Raw genomic sequence first — 19,037 nt, 5'->3', positions numbered from 1 at the left:
ACGGCATGCGCACGCCCTCGTGGTCGAGGTCCCCGGATGGGGGCGCACGCGGATGCTCGTCGAGCGCGCCGTGCTCGCGCGGGGGTGGCAACTGGCCCAGTCCCCGGCAGACGCCGACGTTCTCATCGTGTGCGGCGTACCCGGTTCGCGGCTCGCCGAGGCCGTCGACCTCGTGTGGCACCAGATGCCAGGGCCACGGGTGCGGGTCGAGGTATTAAGGCACAGCGACATCGTCGACGTGCTCGACGACGCACACGCCCGCCTCCTCGAGCACGCTCACCACCAGCGTGACGCGATTCACCGGCCCGGAGCCGACGATCTGCTGGACCACCGACCCCACGACGCCGGGGCCGGGGGCGACCACGAAGACCACGAAGACGACGGAGACCACGCCGACCCCGCCGCCCACGCAGAACGTGCCGCGGAGGGAACAGAGTCTCTGCCGGGGGAACAGGCGGAGGTGAGCCACACCGAGGCTGGACAGGACCACCCGGGACACGGTGGTCACGGGGAGGGCCCCGACGCGGAGCGCGAGGGACATGGCGCTCACGAAGGCCACGAGGATCACGGCGGCAACGAAGGCCAAGAGAGTCACAGCGGCCACGAAGGCCACGGGGGCCGCGAAGGACATGGCGGGCACGAAGGCCACGAGGATCACGGCGGCCACGAAGGCCAAGAGAGTCACAGCGGCCACGAAGGCCAAGAGAGCCACAGCGGCCACGAAGGCCGCGGGGGCCGCGAAGGACATGGCGGACACGAAGGGCATGGCGGGCACGAAGGCCACGAGGATCACGGCGGCAACGAAGGCCAAGAGAGTCACAGCGGCCACGAAGGACATGGCGGGCACGAAGGTCACGGCGGGCACGGGGGTATGGACATGTCTCCGGGCGGGATCCCCCTGGCCGTAGGTGGTGCGGACCGGGACGGGCTGGAGATGGACGTCCTGAAGGTACGGCTGGGCCCGGTACTGCCTCACTGGCCCGCGGGCCTGGTGCTGCACTGCTCGCTGCAAGGGGACCTCCTGACGCAGGCCCGCGCCGAGGTGTTCGGCGCCGAAGCCGAGGGCGGGGAAGAAGCCGACGCGCGGGCTCGCGGGCTCGACAACCTCGTCTCCGTGCTCGCGCTGGCCGGGTGGGACGATGCGGCGGCCCAGACCCGCAAGATCCGTGACGCCGCACTCGGGAGTGAAGACGAGCTGGCGGACCCGGACGGGCTTGAAAGGCTCAGGCGAAAGGTGCGTCGTTCGCGGGCGCTGCGATGGTCGCTGCGGGGGCTGTGCCCGATGACCGAGGATGAGGTCCGCCACCAGCGGCTACCCGTGGACGTCGTGGGTGACACCTACGACCGGTTGCTCCGCATGGTGGACCGCGCGACCTCATCCGGCGGCGGGGAAAGCCGGCACGACGTCCGTCCAGCCGTCTGGACCGAGCACCTGGCGCAGCTGGTGGTCGGGCTGGATCTGGCAGCAGCGCGTCTGGTCCTTGCCAGCCTCGACCTGCACGAGTTGCAGGCCGACGACGCCCACCACGAGGTGGCCCATGGGTGAGGGGACGCTGGTGCAGAGCCCCGGGGTGCCGGACTCGCCGATCCTCACGGTGGCGCCCGGCTGGGGGTTCGTCGCGGTGGCCGTCCTCGGCGCCCTTGTCGTGGTCGCCGCGGTGCTCGACGGGGCCCTGTCGGCACGTTCGAGCGGCGGACCAGGGGGTGCATCCGGCGGAGCTGCGCGGCCCTTCGGCGAGGCTGCCCGGTTGATGCGGCAACGGCGTCGCACCACGGTGCAGGCCGACAGCCTGCTCTGGCGCGTGGGTGGTGCGGGGCTGGTCGTCACGGCCGCGCTGATGGTGGCGGTGGTCCCGCTGGGGCGGTGGACGATCTTCGACCTGGACGTGGGCGTCATGTGGTTCAACGCCATGGACGTCATGGTCTGGGCCCTGGTGTGGTTGACCGGGTGGGGTGCCAACTCGGCGCACTCGCTGGTCGGGGGCTACCGGTTCCTGGCCCACGCACTCGGGTACGAGCTGCCCCTCATGTTCGCCCTGGTCGCCCCGGCGATCGCCGCGGAGAGCCTGAACGTGGGCAGGGTCGCCGCGGCCCAGGACGGGCTGTGGTTCGTGGTGTGGATGCCGGTGGCCTTCCTGGTCTACCTGCTCGGGGTCGCGGCCTTCTCGGTGTGGGGGCCGTTCGCCCCGGCGCTGGGCAGCGACATCGCCGGCGGCGTGCGCGCAGAGCTGTCCGGGGTGGACCGGCTGGTGTTCGAGACGGGCCGCTACGCCCTGCTGGCGGCCGGTGCGGCGTTCTCGGTCCCGATGTTCCTCGGCGGAGGTGCCGGTCCGCTGCTGCCTGAATGGGCCTGGGTGCTCATCAAGACCCTGGCCGTGCTCTCCTTGTTGGTCTGGCTGCGGCGGCGGTTGCCGGCCTTCCGGCCCGACACGTTCATGGAGGTGGGCTGGATGGTGCTGCTCCCGGCCGTGCTGGTGCAGGACCTGCTGGTCGCCGTCGTCGCCGTGTGGAGGTCCTGACCGTGCTCGCAGACATCGCCTTCTGGGGCCTCGGGCTGGTCGCTGTCCTCAGCGGCGCCGCGGTCTTCTACGTCGACTCGATGGCCCGGGCCACGTACGCCCTGGCGCTGTCCTTCGTCGCGGTGGGCCTGCAGGTGCTGTTCCTGCAGCAGAACTACGTCGGCGTGGTGACGATCCTGATGATGGTCATGGAGATGGCCATCATGGCCGTGTACATGGTCATGTTCATGGGCATGAACCCCGCCCTGATGCCGATGAGCATGGTGCACAGCAACAGGACCGCCGTCGCGGCGGCGGTCCTCACCTTCCTGGTGCTGGCGGCGGGCGTCCTGCTGGTGGACTGGCCCACCCGTCGGGGCAGCCCACCACCGGACGTCACGGTGGCCCTCGGCGAGGCGCTGATGGGCCCGAAGATGCTCGTGATGGCCGTGATCAGCCCGGTCATGGTCGCGACCATCGTGGCCGGCGTCGTGCTGGCGGCTCACCGCACCCGGTACGACCGGTTCGGCGACGACCTGGAGCGGCACACCCCCGACGACCCCCAGCCCGGAGGTGTGGGCCGATGACCCTGGAGGCGACCCTGCTCATCGCCGCCGCGATCTTCTCCGTCGGTCTGTACGGCGCGATCTCCCAGCAGGTTGTCGTCATGGTGATGATGGGCCTGGAGCTGATGATCAACGCGGTCATCCTGGCCGCTGCCGGGTTTTGGTGGTTCCTGGCGCCCGCCCCGACCGGGCAGGTCCTGCTCCTGGTGATCATCGCCGCGATGACCCTGGAGATGGCCATGGGCTTCGCGGTCGCCACCCTGCTGCACCGGGAACGGCAGGCCGACATGACCGACATGGCCACGGACCTGTCCCGATGACCCAAACAACGGCCCAGGCCGCCCTCTGGTTGCTCGTGCTGCTGCCCGCGGTCGTCGGCGGCGCGCTGGCACTCTCGCGCCTCGAGCGTGCCGCGATGCCCGTGTCCCTGGCCACAGCCGGCCTCACCGCTGTCTTGTCGCTGCTCGTGGCCCTGTCCAGACCGCAGGTCTCGGTGCCCTTCATGGCCGGCAGCGACCTGGCCCTCGGCGTGGACGCGCTGTCGGCACTGGTCGTGCCGACCGTGGCGGTCGTCACCCTGCTGGTGCTGCTCTTCTCGGCGGGTGAGATCCGGCGGTCGCAGGCACGGTTCCACGGGCTCATGCTCATCTTTGCCTCCAGCGCGCTCATGACCGCCACCGCGCAGACGCTGCCCGCTCTGCTCTTCGCCTGGGAGGTCATGGGTGCGACGTCGTTCGCGCTGATCGGGTTCTGGTGGCGTGAGCAGCACCGGGTCTCCGCCGGGATCACCGCGTTCGTGACCACCCGTGGAGCCGACGTCGGTCTCTACCTCGCGGCCGGGGCCGCCCTCGCCGGTGGTGGCGGGCTGGCGCTGGCCGACCTGTCGGCCAGCAGTGAGGGGTGGCGGCACGTGGTGGCGGCCGGTGTCCTGGTCGCGGCGCTGGGCAAGGCGGCCCAGCTGCCGTTCTCGTTCTGGTTGTCCCGGGCGATGGAGGGCCCCAGCCCGGTCAGTGCGCTGCTGCACTCGGCCGCGATGGTCGCCATGGGCGGCTATCTGCTGCTGCGGACCGAACCGTTGCTCGCCTCCACCGGTTGGGCCGCGCCGGCCGCGGCCTGGGCCGGCGCGCTGACCGCGTTGCTGCTCGGCGCCGTGGCCCTGGCCCAGCAGGACCTCAAGCAGCTGCTCGCCGCCTCCACCTCGGCCCAGCTGGGGTTCGTGGTGATGGGTGCTGGGCTGGCCTCGGTCGGCGCAGGCGCGGCACACTTGGTGGCGCACGCCGCGACCAAGGCGTTGCTGTTCCTGGCCGCCGGAGCGTGGCTCACCGCGCTGGGCACCAAGCACCTGAGCGGCCTGCGCGGGGTCGCCCGGCGCTGGCCGCTGGTGGGCTGGGCCAGCACGCTCGGCGTGCTGTCGCTGGCCGGGGTCGCGCCCCTGGCCCTGTGGGCGACCAAGGATGCGGTCCTGGCCGCCGCGCTGGCGCAGTCGCCGTGGTTGTATGCGGTCGGCCTGGCCGCCGCCGCCCTGTCGGCGGCCTACGCCGGCAAGATCCTGGTCGCGGTGTGGCGGAGAGTCCCTGCTGCGGAGCGCGCCCTGGTCGAGGGGCACCTGGATGAGGAGGAGCCGGGCACCGGGCACGTCGGAGCGCTCGAACGCGCGCCGATGGTCCTGCTCGCCCTGGGTGCGCTGGTGCTGGGCCTGCTCGCGCTGCCTCCGGTGGGCGACACGCTCTCCCGCGCTCTCGGGGAGGAACCGCTGCACCCCACCCTCCTGGAGATGCTGGCCTCGGCGGGGATCGCGCTGGCCGTGCTCGCGCTCCTGTGGTGGCGACCTGCGCCGCAGCCCCGGTGGGCGCGCGGCTGGCTCGGTCTGGAACCGGTGGCGCGGACCGTGGTGGTCCTGCCGACCCTGGCGCTGGCCCAGGTGCTGGCCCGCTTCGACGACCGGGTGCTGGACCGGGTCGTGACCGGGGCTGCCTCGGGCGCCCTGGGCCTGGCGCGCCGGGCGGCGAGGTTCGACGACCGGGTGCTCGACGGTGCGGTCGAGCTCAGTTCCGGGGCGACCGTGAAGGCTGCGCAGCGGGCCGGGCGGGCGGACGACCGCTGGTTCGACGGCGCCGCTGAGGAGCTTGCGGCAGGGGTGCGCCAGCTCGGTCGGATGGCACGTCGCCCGCAGAGCGGGCAGCTGCACCACTACTACGTCCAGGCCGTCGCGGTCCTCGCGGTCGGCGTCCTGCTCCTGCTCACGGTGAGGTGAACGTGCTCAGTCTGATCGTCTTCCTGCCCCTGGCCGCCGCGCTGGCCCTGATGGCCCTGCCACGCCTGGGCGACGGTGCTGCACGGTGGGTCTGGGTGGTCGTCGCCGCCGGCGACCTGGCGCTCGTCGCTGCGCTGTGGCTGACCTACGAGCCACCGGGGGCGGGTCGGCTCGCGTTCGAGGAGCGGGCCGAGTGGATCCCCGGGGTGAACAGCAGCTACCACGTCGGGGTGGACGGGCTGTCCCTGCCTCTGGTGGCGATGACGGCGGTGATCTTCCTGGCCTGCGCGGTCTTCACGCTGCGCAGCAGCGACCGGCCCCGGACCCAGGCGGCGCTGTTCCTGTTCCTGCAGAGCGTGAGCCTGGGGCTCTTCGTCGCCGCCGACCTGATCCTGTTCTTCCTCTTCTTCGACCTGTCCATCGTCGGCATGTACTTCGTGATCGCCGGGTGGGGCCACGGCGAGGCCGGCCGGTCGGCGATGAAGTTCTTCCTCTACACCTTCCTGGGCTCCCTGGCCCTGCTCGCCGGTTTCATCGGGCTCTACATCGCCGCCGACCGGCACACGTTCGACATGGTGGAGCTGGCCGAGCAGACCCCGCTGGAGGGGTCGTCGCTGGCCGGGGGGCTGGTCCTGGCCGCGATCCTGGTCGGGCTGGCCGTCAAGACACCCACGGTGCCGTTCCACACCTGGCTGCCCCCGGCGCACACCGACGCACCGGCCATCGGCTCGGCCGTCCTGGCCGGCGTCCTGCTGAAGATGGGCACCTACGGATTCGTGCGGATCGCGATGCCGATGCTGCCCGAGGCCTGGCGGGCCTGGGCCTGGGCGGTCGTCGTGGTCGGGGTCGTCTCCGTCGTCTACGGCGCCCTGGTGGCGCTGGCCCAGACGGACTTCAAGCGGATGGTCGCCTACACCTCGGTCAACCACATGGGCTACGTCGTCCTGGCCGTCGGCGCCGCCGGGATCGTCGCCGACGACACCACGCAGGCGCGGTCCGTGGCGGTCACCGGCGCCGTCACCCAGATGGTCAGCCACGGCCTGATCACCGCTGCCCTGTTCCTCCTCGCGGGGGTGATGTGGGACCGGGCCGGCACCTACGACATGGCCTCCTACGGAGGTCTGGCCGGTCCTGCCCCCAGGCTCGCGACCCTGTTCGCCGTCGGTGCGTTCGCCTCGCTCGGCCTGCCCGGCCTGTCGGGCTTCATCGCCGAGTTCCAGATCTTCACCGGCAGCATCGCCGCGGCACCGGTCACCGCGGTCGCGCTGGTCGGCATCCTCATCACCGCCGCGCTGTTCCTGCGGGCGCTGCAGCGTATCTTCACCGGTCCGACGAGGGGCGTCTCCGCCGGCTTCGGCGACCTGCGTCCCGCCGAGCTGTGGGCCATCGCTCCACTGCTGGCACTCTCGCTGCTCATCGGTGTCCTCCCCCGCCCGCTGCTCGAGGTGATCGAGCCCGCGGCGCAGGTCCTCGTCCAGCTCGTCGGGAGGTAGGCCGCGGTGGAGTCCATGGCCATGCGGCCGGCCCTGCTCGCACCGGAGATCGTGCTGTTCCTCGGCGGGCTCACGGTGCTGATGGGCGGGTCCTTCCTGCCGCGGACCCGACAGTGGCTCACCCGTGTCGTCGCCGCGGCCGTCCTGCTCGTGGCGGCCGCCCTGGCCGCCCTCGACCTGCCCGGTCCGGCGCAGATGGCGATGGAAGGCACCTTCACGGTCGACACCACCACCGGCATCGCCCGGATCGTCGCCGCGCTCGGCACCCTCGTCGTGCTGGCGCTGGCCTCCGACGAGATCACCGGCACACCGCGGGAGAGCGAGACCTACGCGCTGCTGCTGTTCTCCACCACCGGCACCCTGATCCTGGCCGGTGCGGACGACCTGCTCGTCGTCACCGTCGGGTTCCTGCTGGCCAGCGTCCCCCTCTACGGCCTGATCGGGATCGCCCGCACGCCCCTGAGCGCCGAGGCCGCGATGAAGACCTACCTGCTGGGTGCCCTCTTCGGCATCCTCCTGCTGGCCGGGGTCACGCTGCTCTACGGCGTGTCAGCCACCACGTCCTACGCCGAGCTGAGCGACCGGCTCGCTGACGCGCCGGCAGGCGTGGTCGCCGCCGGCGTCGTGGCGGTGCTGGGCGGGCTGCTGTTCAAGGCCGGAGGCGCCCCAGGACACTTCTGGGTCCCCGACGCGGCGCAGGGTGCCGGCGGAGCGGTCGCGGCGTTCCTCACCACCGTGCCCAAGATCGGCGCGGTGATCGCCGCCTACCGGCTCGTCGAGATGCTTCCCGACACCCTCGCCTGGCCGTTGCTGGTCGCGCTGCTGGCCGTGACCAGCATAACGCTGGGCAACCTCGCCGCCTACTGGCAGACCGACCCCCGGCGACTGCTGGGCTGGTCCACCGTCAGCCAGGTGGGCTACCTGCTCGTGCCGGTCGCGGTCGCCGGACGCAGCGACCTCGCGCTGCCCTCGCTGCTGCTCTACCTCGCCGGCTACACCGTCACCAACCTCTCCGCGTTCGCCGTCACCACCGCCCTCCCCCAGCGGCGCGAGCTGCGCTCCTACCGGGGCATGGGCAGATCCCATCCGTGGCTCGGCGCAGCCCTGGTCGTGGCGCTCCTCGGACTCGTCGGCACCCCACCCACCGTGGTCTTCGTCGGCAAGCTGACCACCACCGCCGCGGCCTGGGACGCCGGGTACACCTGGCTGGCCGTCCTCGTCCTCGTCAACACCGTCGTCAGCCTCTTCTACTACCTGCGCTGGATCGCGCCCCTCTACGCCCGCCCCGAGACACCGGAGCAGCACCAGGACGATGTCGGCACACCCGGCCGCTGGTCGCGCACCACCGCGATCGCGACCGCAGCCCTGAGTCTCCTCCTCGGCATCGGGTCCGGAGCCCTCTGGGCCTCCTTCTCCCCGTGAACCGCCCCCGCGCACCTCGAGTCCGTGGGCCGTGACGCCGGACGGTGCGAGGCTGACGGCTCGACGAGCGGATCCCACGGTCCCCTCGCCCCCCACGGGCCGGTTCCGGTCGCGACCTGTTCCCCCCGGGCCTACCGTCAGACGTGGCCGGCTCCCAGGCCGGCCCTGCACGAGATCCAGACACCGGCACCGACGCCGGGGACGACGGAAGGGAGCAACACGATGACCCACCACGTGACCACGATGCTGCAGACCTACCCCAAGGACCTGGGGTCGGTCGACCAGCAGAAGCTCGCCGAGTGCGTCGAGGCGTGCTTCGAGTGCGCCCAGACCTGCACCGCCTGCGCCGACGCCTGCCTGGCCGAGGACATGGTGGCCGACCTGGTCACCTGCATCCGCAAGAACCTCGACTGCGCCGACGTCTGCGCCGCCACCGGCAACGTCCTGTCACGGCAGACCGGAAACAACGTGGAGACGACCCGGGCCGCGCTGGAGGCCTGCCGCACCGCCTGCAGTGCCTGCGCCGAGGAGTGCGAGCAGCACGCCCAGATGCACGAGCACTGCCGGGTCTGCGCCGAGGCGTGCCGCCGCTGCGAGCAGGCGTGCGCCGACCTGCTCGCCACCCTGGGCTGAACCACCCACGAACCGACGAGCCGGTGCCCGGGACCTCGGCCCTGCCGGGTGCTGCCCGGGCACCCCACGGGGCTGCTCGTTCTCAGGCCCGCGGTTCCTGGCCGTGGTCCGCCGCGTAGGCGGCCAGCACCTCCTCGGGGTCGCCGCCGGTGTGCAGGAAGTTCTCGTCGAGCTCCGAGCTGAGCTGCTCGATCGCCAGTGACAGCTGACACCCGCTGCGTCGCACCACCGTCTGCGACGAGGCCAGGGCCACGTCGCGCAGCTGGAGCGCGTAGGGCAGTTGGCGTGCCAGCGCGAGGTCGGGCTCGCTCTCCTGGAAGTAGAAGCCCTCACTGTGCTGGGCGAAGTCGATGCGCACCTTGAGCACCTCGGCTGCGAGGGTGTCGAGCACCCGGGTCAGCACCGCGGCGTCCTCGTCCTCCACGCTCTGCGCCCAGTCGCTGTCGGCCAGGCCCTTGAACTCCAGGGCGAGGGAGCGACGACGGGACAGGGGCGGGTAGATCTGCGTGAACCACGTCAGGGCGGCGGTGAGCAGCGCGAACCCGGTGAGGGCCTGCAGGGGTGAAGCCGTCCGGATCCACAGGTCGGTCGCCACCATGTCCCCGTAGCCCAGGGTGGACAGCGTGACCGCCGACAGGTACACGGCCTCCAGGACGTCCGGGTAGTCCGAGGGATCCACCCCGGAGGAGTACGTGAACCCCTCGGGGACGTGCGGCAGATAGATCAGTGCCCACCCGAGCAGCTGCAGCAGCACCCACAGCAGGATGACCACGACCATCGCCAGGGGCCCCACGGTCGAGCCCAGGCGGTGCCCGGTCGCCCTGGAGATCCGCCACGCCCCGACCAGCACCAAGCGGCTCAGACGCCCCTGCCCGGTCGGGTGCAGCAGGGTGTGGAACATGTCGTGGAGACCGATCACGATCACCACGATCCCGGCGACGGTCGCCACCACCTCCATCACCACGCGCCTCCCCCGGTGGTAGGCCCCCCGGTCTGTCGTCGGCAGGGGCGGAGGAAGGGCACATCCCCTGTCCCGCGGGAGCTGAACCTCACGGGTTGGCCTCGAACTCCGGTACCGGGCGCTGCTCGGCCTCCTCGGTGGTGGTCACCGCGCCGTTCTGCTCGATGTCCTCCACGAGCCACTTCATCTCGGCGATCTCCTTGCGCTGGGCCTCGATGATCTCGTCGGCCAGCTCGCGCACGCGGACGTCGTCGATGTCGGCGCGCTCGCTGGTGAGGATGGCGATCGAGTGGTGCGGGATCATCCCATTCATGTACGCCTGGTCCTCCACGAAGGTCTGCGAGCGGGACAGCCACAGCGCGGTCAGGCCCAGGACGAGGGCGCCGGCGATGATCGCCAGGTTGACCGTGACGTTCTTGTACATCATCCCCCACATGAACGCGAGCATGATGATGGCCATCGCCGAGCCCATGAGCAGGGCCATGTAGACCCGTTCCTCGCTGAAGGTCATGTGCGCCCAGGTCCAGGCGTTGGTGTAGGTCAGCAGGAACATCGTCACCGTCGAGGTGGTGATCATCGCGGCGAAGATCAGGTACATCTTCCGCTCGTGCCTCCTGTGCTGCTGGTGGTCCTGCTCCGACTGCCCGGAGGACTCGTGCTGGGCGTGCTGCTCGTGGGGGGTGGACATCATCGGTTCCTTCCTGATCGGTCAGGGGATGCGCTCAGGGGGGTGCGGGGGAAAAGGTAGGTCGGTCTCAGCCGTCCGGCTCCTCGAGACGGCGGCGGCGGGTCTGGTAGTCCTGCTCGTCGATCTCGCCGCGGGCGTAGCGCTCGTCGAGGATCCGGCGGGCCGCGGACCGGCCGCCGGAGGCGCTGGCCTCGTCGGCCGCGTGCGGGGGCGGCTGGTCGACCGGTCCGCGCGTGAGGGCCCGGTCGCCGCTGGAGCGGACCAGCAGCGCCACGACGGCCACGGTGGCAATGATGACCAGCAGCCACACGAGCCACATCCACCCCATGCCCATGCCCATCCCCCATCCGTTGCCGTACATTCCGTCTCCTCCGGTCGTGGTGTTGTCGGTCGGTCGGTGTGTCAGGTCTTGCCGGGCGGGGTCACCGGGCCTGGATCGTGCCCATCATGCCCAGGTCCTCGTGGTCGAGGATGTGGCAGTGGTAGACGGTCCGCCCGCCGAAGTCGGCGAACCTGATCCGCACGGTGACGGTGCCGCCGGCGGGGACGTTGACCACGTCCAGCCACAGCGGCTCGTCGGGTCGTCGGCCCTCGACGTCCATGACCTGCATGGGCCACACGTGCAGGTGGAAGGGGTGGTCCAGCGGGCCCACGTTGGCGATGGTCCACTCCTCGACCGTGTCCAGCCGCACCTGCTGGTCGGTGCGGTCGGGGTCGAAGGACCGGCCGTCGATGGTGAAGTCCATCGGTCCCCCGCCGGGCCCCCGACCAGGCCCGCCGTCGCCGCCCATCATCCCGCCCATCGACATCTCCATGGTCAGCTCCCGGCGCCGGTCGACGTCGACGTCGCGCAGGTCGGCGAGCGGACCGTCCGGACCACCGGGGAGCCCGCTGGCACCGCCCTCGCCGGACCCGCCGGCCGCCGGCCCGCCGTCCCGGCCGACCTCGAGGTGGGCCAGGAGCCGCTCGGCGTCCTCGGGGCCGACCGCGCCGCCCATCATCCCGCCCATCATCTGGCCGCGGTCCACGGGCACGGCGACCAGCTCGGCCTCGCCCTCGGCCAGGTCCACCAGCAGGTCCATCCGGTTGCCAGGGGCCAGCACGACCTCCTCCAGCGCCACCGGGGTCGCCAGGCGCCCCACGTCCCGGCCCACGACCTGCCCCTCGGCGCCCTCGCCCGCCAGCCGCAGCGACAGGAAGCGGGAGGAGCAGGCGTTGACGACCCGCCACCGCTCCCGCTCGCCCGCCCGGCCGCTCAGCCGGGGCTCGACCTGGCCGTCGAGGAGGACCAGCTCGCCCTCCCGGCCCATCATCCGTTCCGGCATCGAGGGACCCACGACGGATCCGTCCTCGGCCAGGGTGATGTCGGAGACGACCAGCACCCGCTCCCGGTCGACGGCCGGAGGGTCGTGCTCCTCGACGACGATGGCCCCGTAGAGCCCGGCGAACAGCTGGTCGGCCACGCTGCCGTGGTGGTGGGGGTGGTACCAGTAGACGCCTGTCGGATGGTCCTCGGGCAGCTGGTACTCGTACTGGTGGCTCTCCCCGGGCCCGATCTCCAGGAAGACGTTGTCGCCGTCGCCCTCCGGGGTGACGTGCAGCCCGTGCACGTGCAGGTTGGTCGTATGGTCCAGCTGGTTGTCCAGCTCGATCCGCAGCAGGTCACCGGGCCGCAGCCGCAGCGTCGGGCCCGGCACGCCCCCGTTGTAGCCCATCGTGGTGGCCGAGCGTCCAGCGACCTCGTGCGTGCCGAACCTGGCCTGAAGCTGCACGTCCAGCCGTCCGTCGCTGCTGGCCAGCACCTCCGGCTCCACCAGCTCGCCCCCGGGATCCCCCGGCGTCCCCGGGGTCGTCAGCTCGCGCCACAGGCCGGTCCCGCCCACGACCGTGCTCACCACGCCCAGACCACCCAGGGCCAGCGCCGTCCGCCGCTTGATCGGCCTCACGACCCGTCCTCTCTCCGGACCAGCACGGCCCGACGCTCCTCGTACTCCTGCGTGCTCAACTCCCCGGCCGCATACCGCTCGTCCAGGACCTCCCGCGCCCGCGGCCTGCTGGAAGGAGCCCGCAGGTCCGCGCCGCCGAAACCGTCTGCCAGGCCACCGACCAGCGCCCGCACCACCGTGTATCCCAACAGCACAAGACCCACGACCAGCAGCATGAGCCAGATCAAGGTCACCGGGTCAGGCTCCCCGTCGTGGAGGTGCTCCACCACGCAGGTCAGGTCCTGTCACAGGTCCTCCAGCATCTGTTCCATCACGTCGATCTCGGCCTCCTGGTCGGCCACCACCTGCTCCGCCAGCTCCTGAGCCTGCGGGTCCTGCCCCTCGGCCAGAGCCCCCTCGGCCATCAGGATGGCCCCACGGTGGTGCTCGATCATCAGCTCCAGGAACCGGCGGTCGAACTCCTGCCCGGAGTGCGACTCCAGCTCGGCCATGGCCTCCTCCTGGGTCATCCCCTCCATCTGCATCGTCGTGCCCATGTCCCCGTGGGCCATGTCGGCCATGTCGTCCTCGGGCGCGGGTGGCTCACCCCAGGCCTGCAGCCAGGTGTGCATGAGCTCGATCTCGGGGCCCTGAGCCGCCTCGATCTGCCCGGCCAGGTCCTGCACCTGCGGGGTGGCGGCGCGTTCCTGGGCCAGCTGGGCCATCTCGACGGCGCCCTCGTGGTGCACGATCATCTGCTGGGCGAACTGGGTGTCCATCGCGTTGTGCGAGGTCCGCGCCGCCGTCGCCGCCGTCGTGGTCGGCGGGTCGTCGTCGGTCCCGGTCTGCGTGCTGCAGGCACCGAGCACCAGGTTCAGTGCGAGGGTGGCGGTCAGGACTGGTCGCGGTGCTGAGGAGGTCACGAGGGTCCAGCCTGCACCGCTCACCTGCCGAGGAACCTCAGGTTCGATGGAGATTCGATGGAGATCCCAGGGGCAGGGCCAGGCGGAGGGTCGCCCCCGTCCCCGGCCCGTCGCTGGCGGCGGACAACGTGCCCCCGTGGGCGTCCACGATCGCCCGACTGATGGTCAGCCCGATGCCCGAGCCGGACCTGTCCCGGTCGCGCGCGCTGTCGCCACGGAAGAACCGCTCGAAGACGTGCGGCAGCTGGTGGGCGGAGATCCCCTCACCGTCGTCGACGATGTCGACCACCGCCACCGCGCCGTCGCGGTCGGCCCGCATCGTGACCAGGCCGCCAGGAGCCGTGTGCCGCAGGGCGTTGCCGAGCACGTTGGTCAGCACCTGGCCCAGCCGTACCGGGTCCACGTCGACCACCAGGTGCGGGCCTGCGGCCTGGTCGACATCGACGAGCAGGTCCACCTGCTTGCGGGCGTACGCCTCCCGCATCGTCTCGGCGGCCAGGCGCAGCAGGTCGGGCACCGGGACCGGGCGTCGGTCCAGGACGAGGCGTCCCTCCTCGGCCCTGGACACCTCGTCGATGTCCTGGGCCAGCCGGGCCAGCCGGTCGGTCTGCTCGGCCAGCACGGCCCGGGCCTCCGGGCCCGGCGGCACCACGCCGTCCGCGAGCCCCTCGTGGTATGCCGTCAGCGTGGCGATCGGGGTGCGCAGCTCGTGGGCCAGGTCGGACAGCAGCCGCCGCCGGGTGTCCTCGACCCCTTCCAGGCGGGCGGCCATCACGTTGAACGCCTCGGCCAGCGTGTTCAGCTCGGTGCCCGAACCGACGTCGGGCACCCGGGCGTCGTAGTGGCCCCGCTCCAGCTCCTGGGCAGCGTCCGTCAGGTCGGCCAGGGGCCGGCGCAGCAGCCGGGTCAGGAACCAGGTGACCCCGCCCGCCGCCAGCAGAGAGATCAGCAGCCCCAGGCCCACCGCGAGCAGCGAGGCGTCGCGGTAGGCCAGCTCCACGTGCACCATCTCCGACGCCCCCTCCGGCAGTCCGGCCCGGAGCAGGTGCTCGTGGAAGATCGGCGGTCCGACGACGGCGGCGACCAGTCCTACGGTCAGGGCACCAGCCACGAGCACGACGGCCTGTCCCACCAGCAGACGGGTCGACAGTCCGGCCCTCCGGAGGACCCACGTCTCTTCTCGAGGGGCCAGCCGCGTTCGTCGAGGGGGCAGGTCCGCGCTCATCCCGGTCCCATCCGGTAGCCGACCCCCCGGACGGTAGCCACGTAGCGACCCTCCTCAGGGGCGTCACCCAGCTTCCTGCGCAGGTGGGCGATGTGGCTGTCCACGAGGTGTTCGTCACCCACCCAGCCGCCACCCCAGACCTCTTCGATCAGCTGGCGTCGGGAGAAGGCGGTCCGCGGGCGGGAGGACAGGGTCAGGAGCAGGTCACGCTCGGTCGGCGTCAGGTCCACCGGTCGCCCCGCCAGGCGCACCTGCAGACCCGCCTGGTCGACCTGCAGGTCACCGAAGACCCGCACCGGCTCCACCGGGTGGTCCCCGCGGGAGCGGCCTGCCCGGGGCCGGCGCAGCACGGTCTGCACTCGGGCCACCAGCTCGCGCACGCTGAACGGTTTGGTCACGTAGTCGTCCGCGCCCACCGACAACCCGATCAGGGTGTCGACCTCGTCGGCCCGGGCGGTCACCACCACCACGTAGCAGTCCGAGAAGGTCCGGATCCGGCGCAGCACCTCCACCCCGTCCATCCCCGGCAGCCCCAGGTCCAGGACGACCACGTCGGGATCCTGGGCGCGCGCGGCCTCGACGGCCTCGGGGCCGGTGTGGGCCACCGAGGTGCCGTATCCGGCCCGGGACAGGTAGCTCGAGACCACGCCCGCCAGTGCGCGCTCGTCCTCGACGATCAGGACACGGGCTTGATGGGCAGGGGAGTTCGTCGCCGACATGCCCGCATCATCGCGCACCCGGGGACGTGGCCCCGTCAGAACCTTCATCGAACCTACAGGCATCGCACGCAACAGACACAGCAGGCGGGACGAGACTCGCTGCGAGGTGGACCCCTGACCTGGAGGAGAAGCGATGATCTGGAGCGGTATCGGCCTGACCACGCTGCTGGTCACGATCATGCTCACCGTCGCCCTCTGGGCCACGGTCCTCATCACCGTCCGGGCTCTCCTGCCCCGCGGACGCTCCTCACGGAGGGGCACGGACCTGGGCACGCGCCGACGCCGGACCGCCGGTCCCCCTCAGTGATGCTCCCGTGATCCGCCGGCGTCCTCACCGAGGACGAGGGGCGCAGAGGACGCCCGTTCGGACGACGGCAGCGGAACCCGTTCGACTCGTGACGCTTCTGTCGCGTTGAACTGCTCGCAGCGCCGGTAGACCAGTCCATAAGGATCGACGACGACCGACTCCCGCACCGCCCGCACCGGCCCGCTGAGGGCGGTGCGGGGCAGCAGGGTCAGGGCATCGGGTGCGCGTGGCTGTGGTCCCAGCCTGCTTTGCCCTGGTGCATACCCGGATTGTGCGGTCCGTCGAAACCCATCATCTGGGCGTGCATCTGCACGTGCTGACCGAACGCGGCGGTGTCGTCGTCCGCCTGGGCGGACCCGGCGATGAGCAGCCCAGGACCTGCCAGGGCGACGACAGCGAAGACCTTGACGAGCTTGTGCATGAGTGTCCTTTTCACGAGTGGGTGACAGCCGGTCCGCTGCCGCCAGTCCGATCGTGGCACCCCGCGGTGGGGGCTGGTGGGCCGAGGACGGGTTTCTCCATCAAACCTTCGTGATCGGGGCGAGGAGTCCTTCCCCGCCGCGCCCGGTCCGTCGGCGGGCAGGGCAGTGGAGTCCACCAGAGTGGTGTACGAGCACCCGGGTGAGCGTGTCCTGCTGAGGTAGGCGCGGCCACCGGTGTGATCCTTCGAGTGATCTCTCACAACCGACTCGAGACGGAGCACCACGATGGCCGCTGGCCCCATTATCGATCCCGAGCAGTTCCTGCACGAGCAGCTGGCCCAGGCCAGTCCGGACCTGATGCGCGAGCTGCTGCAGTCCTTCATCAACAGTCTGCTCTCGGCGCAGGCCGACAGCGTGTGCGGCGCCGACTACGGCACCCGCACCACTGAGCGGACGAACCGGCGCAACGGGTACCGGCACCGGGACCTGGACACCCGCGTCGGCACCCTGGACGTCACGGTCCCCAAGTTGCGCGAGGGCTCGTTCTTCCCCGACTGGCTCCTGGAGCGACGCCGCCGTGCCGAGGCCGCGCTGACCACGGTCGTGGCGACCTGCTACCTGCTCGGCGTCTCCACCCGGCGGATGGACAAGCTGGTCACCGCCCTGGGCATCACCGGCCTGTCCAAGTCACAGGTCTCGACCATGGCGGCCGAGCTGGACGAGCACGTGGAGTCCTTCCGCACCCGCCCCCTGGACGATGGCCCGTACACGTTCGTCGCCGCCGACGCCCTGGTGCTGAAGGTCCGCGAGGGCGGGCGCGTGGTCAAGGTGAGCGCACTGGTGGCGACTGGCGTCAACGCCGAGGGATACCGGGAGATCCTGGGCATCCAGGTCGCCACCGGCGAGAGCACCGCGTCCTGGCTCGGCTTCTTCCGCGACCTCGTTGCCCGTGGGCTGACCGCGGCCGGCCCGGTCGGGCTGGTCACCTCCGACGCCCACGCCGGCCTGGTCGAGGCCATCGGTGCGACCCTGCCCGGGAACGCGTGGCAGCGGTGCCGCACCCACTACGCCGCCAACCTCATGTCCGCCACCCCCAAGAGCTCCTGGCCGTGGGTGAAGGCGCTGCTGCACAGCGTGTACGACCAGCCCGACGCCGCCTCGGTGCACGCCCAGTTCGACCGCGTCCTCGAGGCCCTCACCGAGAAGCTGCCGACGGTCGCGGGCCACCTGGAGGAGGCGCGCGCGGACATCCTGGCGTTCACCGTCTTCCCCAAGGAGGTGTGGCGCCAGATCTGGTCGAACGATCCTCAGGAACGGCTCAACCGGGAGATCCGCCGCCGCACCGACGTCGTCGGGATCTTTTCCAACCGCGAGTCCATCATCCGCCTCGTCGGCGCCGTCCTGGCAGAGCAGCACGACGCCTGGGCCGAGCAACGCCGCTACATCGGCCTCGACGCCCTGGCCCGCTGCCGGACCGCCCTCACCACCACGACCGCGCCGGCCAAACCCACCCAGGAGGTAAGCACCACCCTCGTCCCCGCCCTGACCGCCTAACCCCTCAACGAGGGATCACCTCGTACACCACTCCACCGGACTTGACCGGCAGGGCCGGGGAACCGGGAGCTTGTGGAGGTTGGTTGGAGGCACCCGTCGACCGAACATCAATTCTCCATGGGACCGCCGCAGATCCGCTGCCCCGGCGCGTGAGGCTGGTCCGTGTCCAGCCTGAGGCCGCAGAGAGGAACACGCGTGACGACCACCAGTACATCCCGACCCGTGCAGATCGAGGTCGTGGACAGCCCTGGATGCCACTCGTGCGACGAGACGCACCGCGTGCTGACCGGGCTCGAGGAAGACGGGTATCTCATCGAGGTCAGGTCTTTCGACGCGCGCACCCCGCAGGGGCAGGACCTCATGCAGGAGCACCGGGCCGGGCTCACCCCGCTGGTGCTCGTCGACGGGGCCTTCTTCAGCCAGGGCGGGGTGTCCCGCCGCCGGCTGATCACCCTGCTGGAGAGCTGAGATGGGCGAGCTGCTCACCACCGGCTCGGTGCTGGCCGCGTTCCTCGCCGGAGGGGTGGCCCTCTTCGCCCCCTGCTGCATCGTGTTCCTGGCCCCCAGCTACCTCGCCGCGGCCGTCAAGAACCGGCGGTGGCGGCTGCTCCCCCTCACCTTCCTGTTCGCGGCCGGTCTGGGCCTGGTCATGGTGCCGATCACCCTGGGCATCGGCCTGGTCGCCTCCGCGGTCGCGAACTACCACACCCCGCTGTACTACGCCGGCGGCGCGCTCATGCTGGCACTCGCCGCAGTCAGCCTGTCCGGGCGCATGCTCACCCTCCCCGCATCGCTGCGCGCCCCCGACACCCGGAGTGGCGACGGGCTCAGCTTCTTCAGCCTCGGCGTGTTCTCCGGCATCGCCAGCAGCTGCTGCGCCCCCGTCCTGGCCGGGGTCATGACCCTCTCGGCTCTCTCCGGATCCGCCGTCGGAGGTTTCGCCCTCGGTCTGGCCTACACCTTCGGGATGGTCTTCCCCCTGTTCGTCATGGCCCTGTTCTGGGACCGCTTCCGCCTGGGGGAGCGACGCTTCCTACAGGCACGCCCCGTCCGGCTGCAGCTCGGCGGCCGGGTCCTGTTCACCAACTCGATCAACATCGTGGTGGCGGCCGCCTTCACCGCGATGGGCGTCTTCGTGATCTACCTCGCGGGCACCGGGACGATGACCAGCGGCCCGCAGTTCCAGGTCGAGATCGGCCAGGGCCTCGCCGGCCTGTTCGACCGCTTCGAGCAGTGGGTCTCCCCGCTGCCGGAGCCCTTGCTGGGCCTGGGTGTCATGGTGCTGGCGGCCGTCTTCGTCGTCGCGACCCTGCGTGAGCGTAGGCGCCCGCAGGACGAGCCCCGTCAGAAAGAGGGCGTCTCCGGGGCCGACGACCCCGCCGACACCTGCCACCACGCGCCGGCGCTGCGCACCGGCGCCGTCCCCGACGACGCAGAGCACCGCTGA

The 19,037-nt window shown here is 71.4% G+C and carries 22 protein-coding genes; 12 read left to right on the top strand and 10 right to left on the bottom strand.

Annotated elements, in window-relative coordinates; all coding sequences use genetic code 11:
* Positions 1 to 214: 214 nt before the first annotated feature.
* A complete protein-coding gene (locus AC5PYY_RS06630; RefSeq protein WP_493898994.1) occupies positions 215 to 865 on the bottom strand; it encodes a hypothetical protein in 651 nt (216 codons plus the stop codon).
* Between the two features lie 69 nt (positions 866 to 934).
* Between AC5PYY_RS06630 and AC5PYY_RS06625 the strand changes: the two genes are divergently transcribed.
* From AC5PYY_RS06625 to AC5PYY_RS06590, 8 genes are all read left to right on the top strand, one after another.
* Positions 935 to 1,546 carry a hypothetical protein gene (locus AC5PYY_RS06625; protein WP_493898993.1) on the top strand — a complete coding sequence of 204 codons (612 nt, stop codon included), beginning with the start codon at positions 935 to 937 and terminating at the stop codon, positions 1,544 to 1,546.
* Complete coding sequence (locus AC5PYY_RS06620) at positions 1,539 to 2,519, top strand: complex I subunit 1 family protein (protein ID WP_493898992.1); 981 nt, start codon at positions 1,539 to 1,541, stop codon at positions 2,517 to 2,519. The genes AC5PYY_RS06625 and AC5PYY_RS06620 overlap by 8 nt, the downstream gene beginning before the upstream one ends.
* A 2-nt stretch (positions 2,520 to 2,521) precedes the next feature.
* A complete protein-coding gene (locus AC5PYY_RS06615; RefSeq protein WP_493898991.1) occupies positions 2,522 to 3,085 on the top strand; it encodes an NADH-quinone oxidoreductase subunit J in 564 nt (187 codons plus the stop codon).
* Positions 3,082 to 3,384, top strand: a complete 303-nt coding sequence (locus tag AC5PYY_RS06610) for an NADH-quinone oxidoreductase subunit NuoK (RefSeq protein ID WP_075957358.1) — start codon at positions 3,082 to 3,084, stop codon at positions 3,382 to 3,384. Before AC5PYY_RS06615 ends, AC5PYY_RS06610 begins: the two co-directional genes overlap by 4 nt.
* Positions 3,381 to 5,318, top strand: coding sequence for a proton-conducting transporter transmembrane domain-containing protein (locus AC5PYY_RS06605; protein WP_493898990.1), 1,938 nt, complete (start codon positions 3,381 to 3,383; stop codon positions 5,316 to 5,318). The genes AC5PYY_RS06610 and AC5PYY_RS06605 overlap by 4 nt, the downstream gene beginning before the upstream one ends.
* A 2-nt stretch (positions 5,319 to 5,320) precedes the next feature.
* A complete protein-coding gene (locus tag AC5PYY_RS06600; RefSeq protein WP_493898989.1) occupies positions 5,321 to 6,811 on the top strand; it encodes a complex I subunit 4 family protein in 1,491 nt (496 codons plus the stop codon).
* Positions 6,812 to 6,826: 15 nt separating this feature from the next.
* The gene (locus AC5PYY_RS06595) at positions 6,827 to 8,233 is read left to right on the top strand and encodes an NADH-quinone oxidoreductase subunit N (protein WP_493899334.1); all 1,407 of its coding nucleotides are present in this window, start codon (positions 6,827 to 6,829) and stop codon (positions 8,231 to 8,233) included.
* Between the two features lie 222 nt (positions 8,234 to 8,455).
* A complete protein-coding gene (locus tag AC5PYY_RS06590; RefSeq protein WP_493898988.1) occupies positions 8,456 to 8,866 on the top strand; it encodes a four-helix bundle copper-binding protein in 411 nt (136 codons plus the stop codon).
* 82 nt (positions 8,867 to 8,948) lie between these two features.
* Here the strand turns inward: AC5PYY_RS06590 and AC5PYY_RS06585 are convergent, their stop codons facing one another.
* From AC5PYY_RS06585 to AC5PYY_RS06550, 8 genes are all read right to left on the bottom strand, one after another.
* Positions 8,949 to 9,824 (bottom strand): potassium channel family protein, encoded by an 876-nt coding sequence (locus AC5PYY_RS06585; protein WP_493898987.1) that lies wholly within the window; start codon positions 9,822 to 9,824, stop codon positions 8,949 to 8,951.
* A gap of 91 nt (positions 9,825 to 9,915) precedes the next feature.
* Positions 9,916 to 10,518 carry a DUF305 domain-containing protein gene (locus tag AC5PYY_RS06580; RefSeq protein ID WP_493898986.1) on the bottom strand — a complete coding sequence of 201 codons (603 nt, stop codon included), beginning with the start codon at positions 10,516 to 10,518 and terminating at the stop codon, positions 9,916 to 9,918.
* A 64-nt stretch (positions 10,519 to 10,582) separates the two neighbouring features.
* Complete coding sequence (locus tag AC5PYY_RS06575; RefSeq protein ID WP_493898985.1) at positions 10,583 to 10,876, bottom strand: SHOCT domain-containing protein; 294 nt, start codon at positions 10,874 to 10,876, stop codon at positions 10,583 to 10,585.
* A gap of 61 nt (positions 10,877 to 10,937) precedes the next feature.
* Complete coding sequence (locus AC5PYY_RS06570) at positions 10,938 to 12,461, bottom strand: multicopper oxidase family protein (RefSeq protein WP_493898984.1); 1,524 nt, start codon at positions 12,459 to 12,461, stop codon at positions 10,938 to 10,940.
* On the bottom strand, positions 12,458 to 12,694 hold the full coding sequence (locus AC5PYY_RS06565) for an SHOCT domain-containing protein (RefSeq protein WP_493898983.1): 237 nt from the start codon (positions 12,692 to 12,694) through the stop codon (positions 12,458 to 12,460). Before AC5PYY_RS06565 ends, AC5PYY_RS06570 begins: the two co-directional genes overlap by 4 nt.
* A 51-nt stretch (positions 12,695 to 12,745) precedes the next feature.
* A complete protein-coding gene (locus AC5PYY_RS06560; RefSeq protein ID WP_493898982.1) occupies positions 12,746 to 13,363 on the bottom strand; it encodes a DUF305 domain-containing protein in 618 nt (205 codons plus the stop codon).
* A gap of 37 nt (positions 13,364 to 13,400) precedes the next feature.
* On the bottom strand, positions 13,401 to 14,498 hold the full coding sequence (locus AC5PYY_RS06555) for a sensor histidine kinase (RefSeq protein ID WP_493899333.1): 1,098 nt from the start codon (positions 14,496 to 14,498) through the stop codon (positions 13,401 to 13,403).
* Between the two features lie 86 nt (positions 14,499 to 14,584).
* Positions 14,585 to 15,307: a response regulator gene (locus tag AC5PYY_RS06550; protein ID WP_493898981.1), complete on the bottom strand. Its 723-nt coding sequence runs from the start codon at positions 15,305 to 15,307 to the stop codon at positions 14,585 to 14,587.
* A gap of 133 nt (positions 15,308 to 15,440) precedes the next feature.
* Here AC5PYY_RS06550 and AC5PYY_RS06545 point away from each other — a divergent pair, with 133 nt between their 5' ends.
* On the top strand, positions 15,441 to 15,614 hold the full coding sequence (locus tag AC5PYY_RS06545; protein WP_493898980.1) for a hypothetical protein: 174 nt from the start codon (positions 15,441 to 15,443) through the stop codon (positions 15,612 to 15,614).
* Between the two features lie 208 nt (positions 15,615 to 15,822).
* Here the strand turns inward: AC5PYY_RS06545 and AC5PYY_RS06540 are convergent, their stop codons facing one another.
* The gene (locus tag AC5PYY_RS06540; RefSeq protein ID WP_493898979.1) at positions 15,823 to 16,035 is read right to left on the bottom strand and encodes a hypothetical protein; all 213 of its coding nucleotides are present in this window, start codon (positions 16,033 to 16,035) and stop codon (positions 15,823 to 15,825) included.
* Between the two features lie 286 nt (positions 16,036 to 16,321).
* Here AC5PYY_RS06540 and AC5PYY_RS06535 point away from each other — a divergent pair, with 286 nt between their 5' ends.
* The 3 genes from AC5PYY_RS06535 to AC5PYY_RS06525 all read left to right on the top strand — a co-directional run bounded on the left by AC5PYY_RS06535 (position 16,322) and on the right by AC5PYY_RS06525 (position 19,037).
* Positions 16,322 to 17,590, top strand: coding sequence for an IS256 family transposase (locus tag AC5PYY_RS06535; RefSeq protein ID WP_493898978.1), 1,269 nt, complete (start codon positions 16,322 to 16,324; stop codon positions 17,588 to 17,590).
* A gap of 195 nt (positions 17,591 to 17,785) precedes the next feature.
* Entirely contained in the window at positions 17,786 to 18,058 is a 273-nt protein-coding gene (locus AC5PYY_RS06530; protein ID WP_493898977.1) for a glutaredoxin, read from the top strand.
* 1 nt (position 18,059) lies between these two features.
* Positions 18,060 to 19,037, top strand: coding sequence for a cytochrome c biogenesis CcdA family protein (locus tag AC5PYY_RS06525; RefSeq protein ID WP_493898976.1), 978 nt, complete (start codon positions 18,060 to 18,062; stop codon positions 19,035 to 19,037).

This window comes from Serinicoccus sp. JS2-9, assembly GCF_059025165.1.
Note: the sequence above shows the minus strand (reverse complement) of the source record. Positions and strands in the feature narration are given on the sequence as shown.

What these genes read in the sequence shown, in the direction of transcription:
- AC5PYY_RS06575 (WP_493898985.1), bottom strand. Translation starts at nt 10,876, where the DNA reads ATGTACGGCAACGGATGGGGGATGGGCATGGGCATGGGGTGGATGTGG.
- AC5PYY_RS06525 (WP_493898976.1), top strand. Translation starts at nt 18,060, where the DNA reads ATGGGCGAGCTGCTCACCACCGGCTCGGTGCTGGCCGCGTTCCTCGCC.
- AC5PYY_RS06585 (WP_493898987.1), bottom strand. Translation starts at nt 9,824, where the DNA reads ATGGAGGTGGTGGCGACCGTCGCCGGGATCGTGGTGATCGTGATCGGT.
- AC5PYY_RS06580 (WP_493898986.1), bottom strand. Translation starts at nt 10,518, where the DNA reads ATGATGTCCACCCCCCACGAGCAGCACGCCCAGCACGAGTCCTCCGGG.
- AC5PYY_RS06540 (WP_493898979.1), bottom strand. Translation starts at nt 16,035, where the DNA reads ATGCACAAGCTCGTCAAGGTCTTCGCTGTCGTCGCCCTGGCAGGTCCT.
- AC5PYY_RS06620 (WP_493898992.1), top strand. Translation starts at nt 1,539, where the DNA reads ATGGGTGAGGGGACGCTGGTGCAGAGCCCCGGGGTGCCGGACTCGCCG.
- AC5PYY_RS06625 (WP_493898993.1), top strand. Translation starts at nt 935, where the DNA reads ATGGACGTCCTGAAGGTACGGCTGGGCCCGGTACTGCCTCACTGGCCC.
- AC5PYY_RS06605 (WP_493898990.1), top strand. Translation starts at nt 3,381, where the DNA reads ATGACCCAAACAACGGCCCAGGCCGCCCTCTGGTTGCTCGTGCTGCTG.
- AC5PYY_RS06550 (WP_493898981.1), bottom strand. Translation starts at nt 15,307, where the DNA reads ATGTCGGCGACGAACTCCCCTGCCCATCAAGCCCGTGTCCTGATCGTC.
- AC5PYY_RS06610 (WP_075957358.1), top strand. Translation starts at nt 3,082, where the DNA reads ATGACCCTGGAGGCGACCCTGCTCATCGCCGCCGCGATCTTCTCCGTC.
- AC5PYY_RS06545 (WP_493898980.1), top strand. Translation starts at nt 15,441, where the DNA reads ATGATCTGGAGCGGTATCGGCCTGACCACGCTGCTGGTCACGATCATG.
- AC5PYY_RS06535 (WP_493898978.1), top strand. Translation starts at nt 16,322, where the DNA reads ATGGCCGCTGGCCCCATTATCGATCCCGAGCAGTTCCTGCACGAGCAG.
- AC5PYY_RS06595 (WP_493899334.1), top strand. Translation starts at nt 6,827, where the DNA reads ATGGCCATGCGGCCGGCCCTGCTCGCACCGGAGATCGTGCTGTTCCTC.
- AC5PYY_RS06590 (WP_493898988.1), top strand. Translation starts at nt 8,456, where the DNA reads ATGACCCACCACGTGACCACGATGCTGCAGACCTACCCCAAGGACCTG.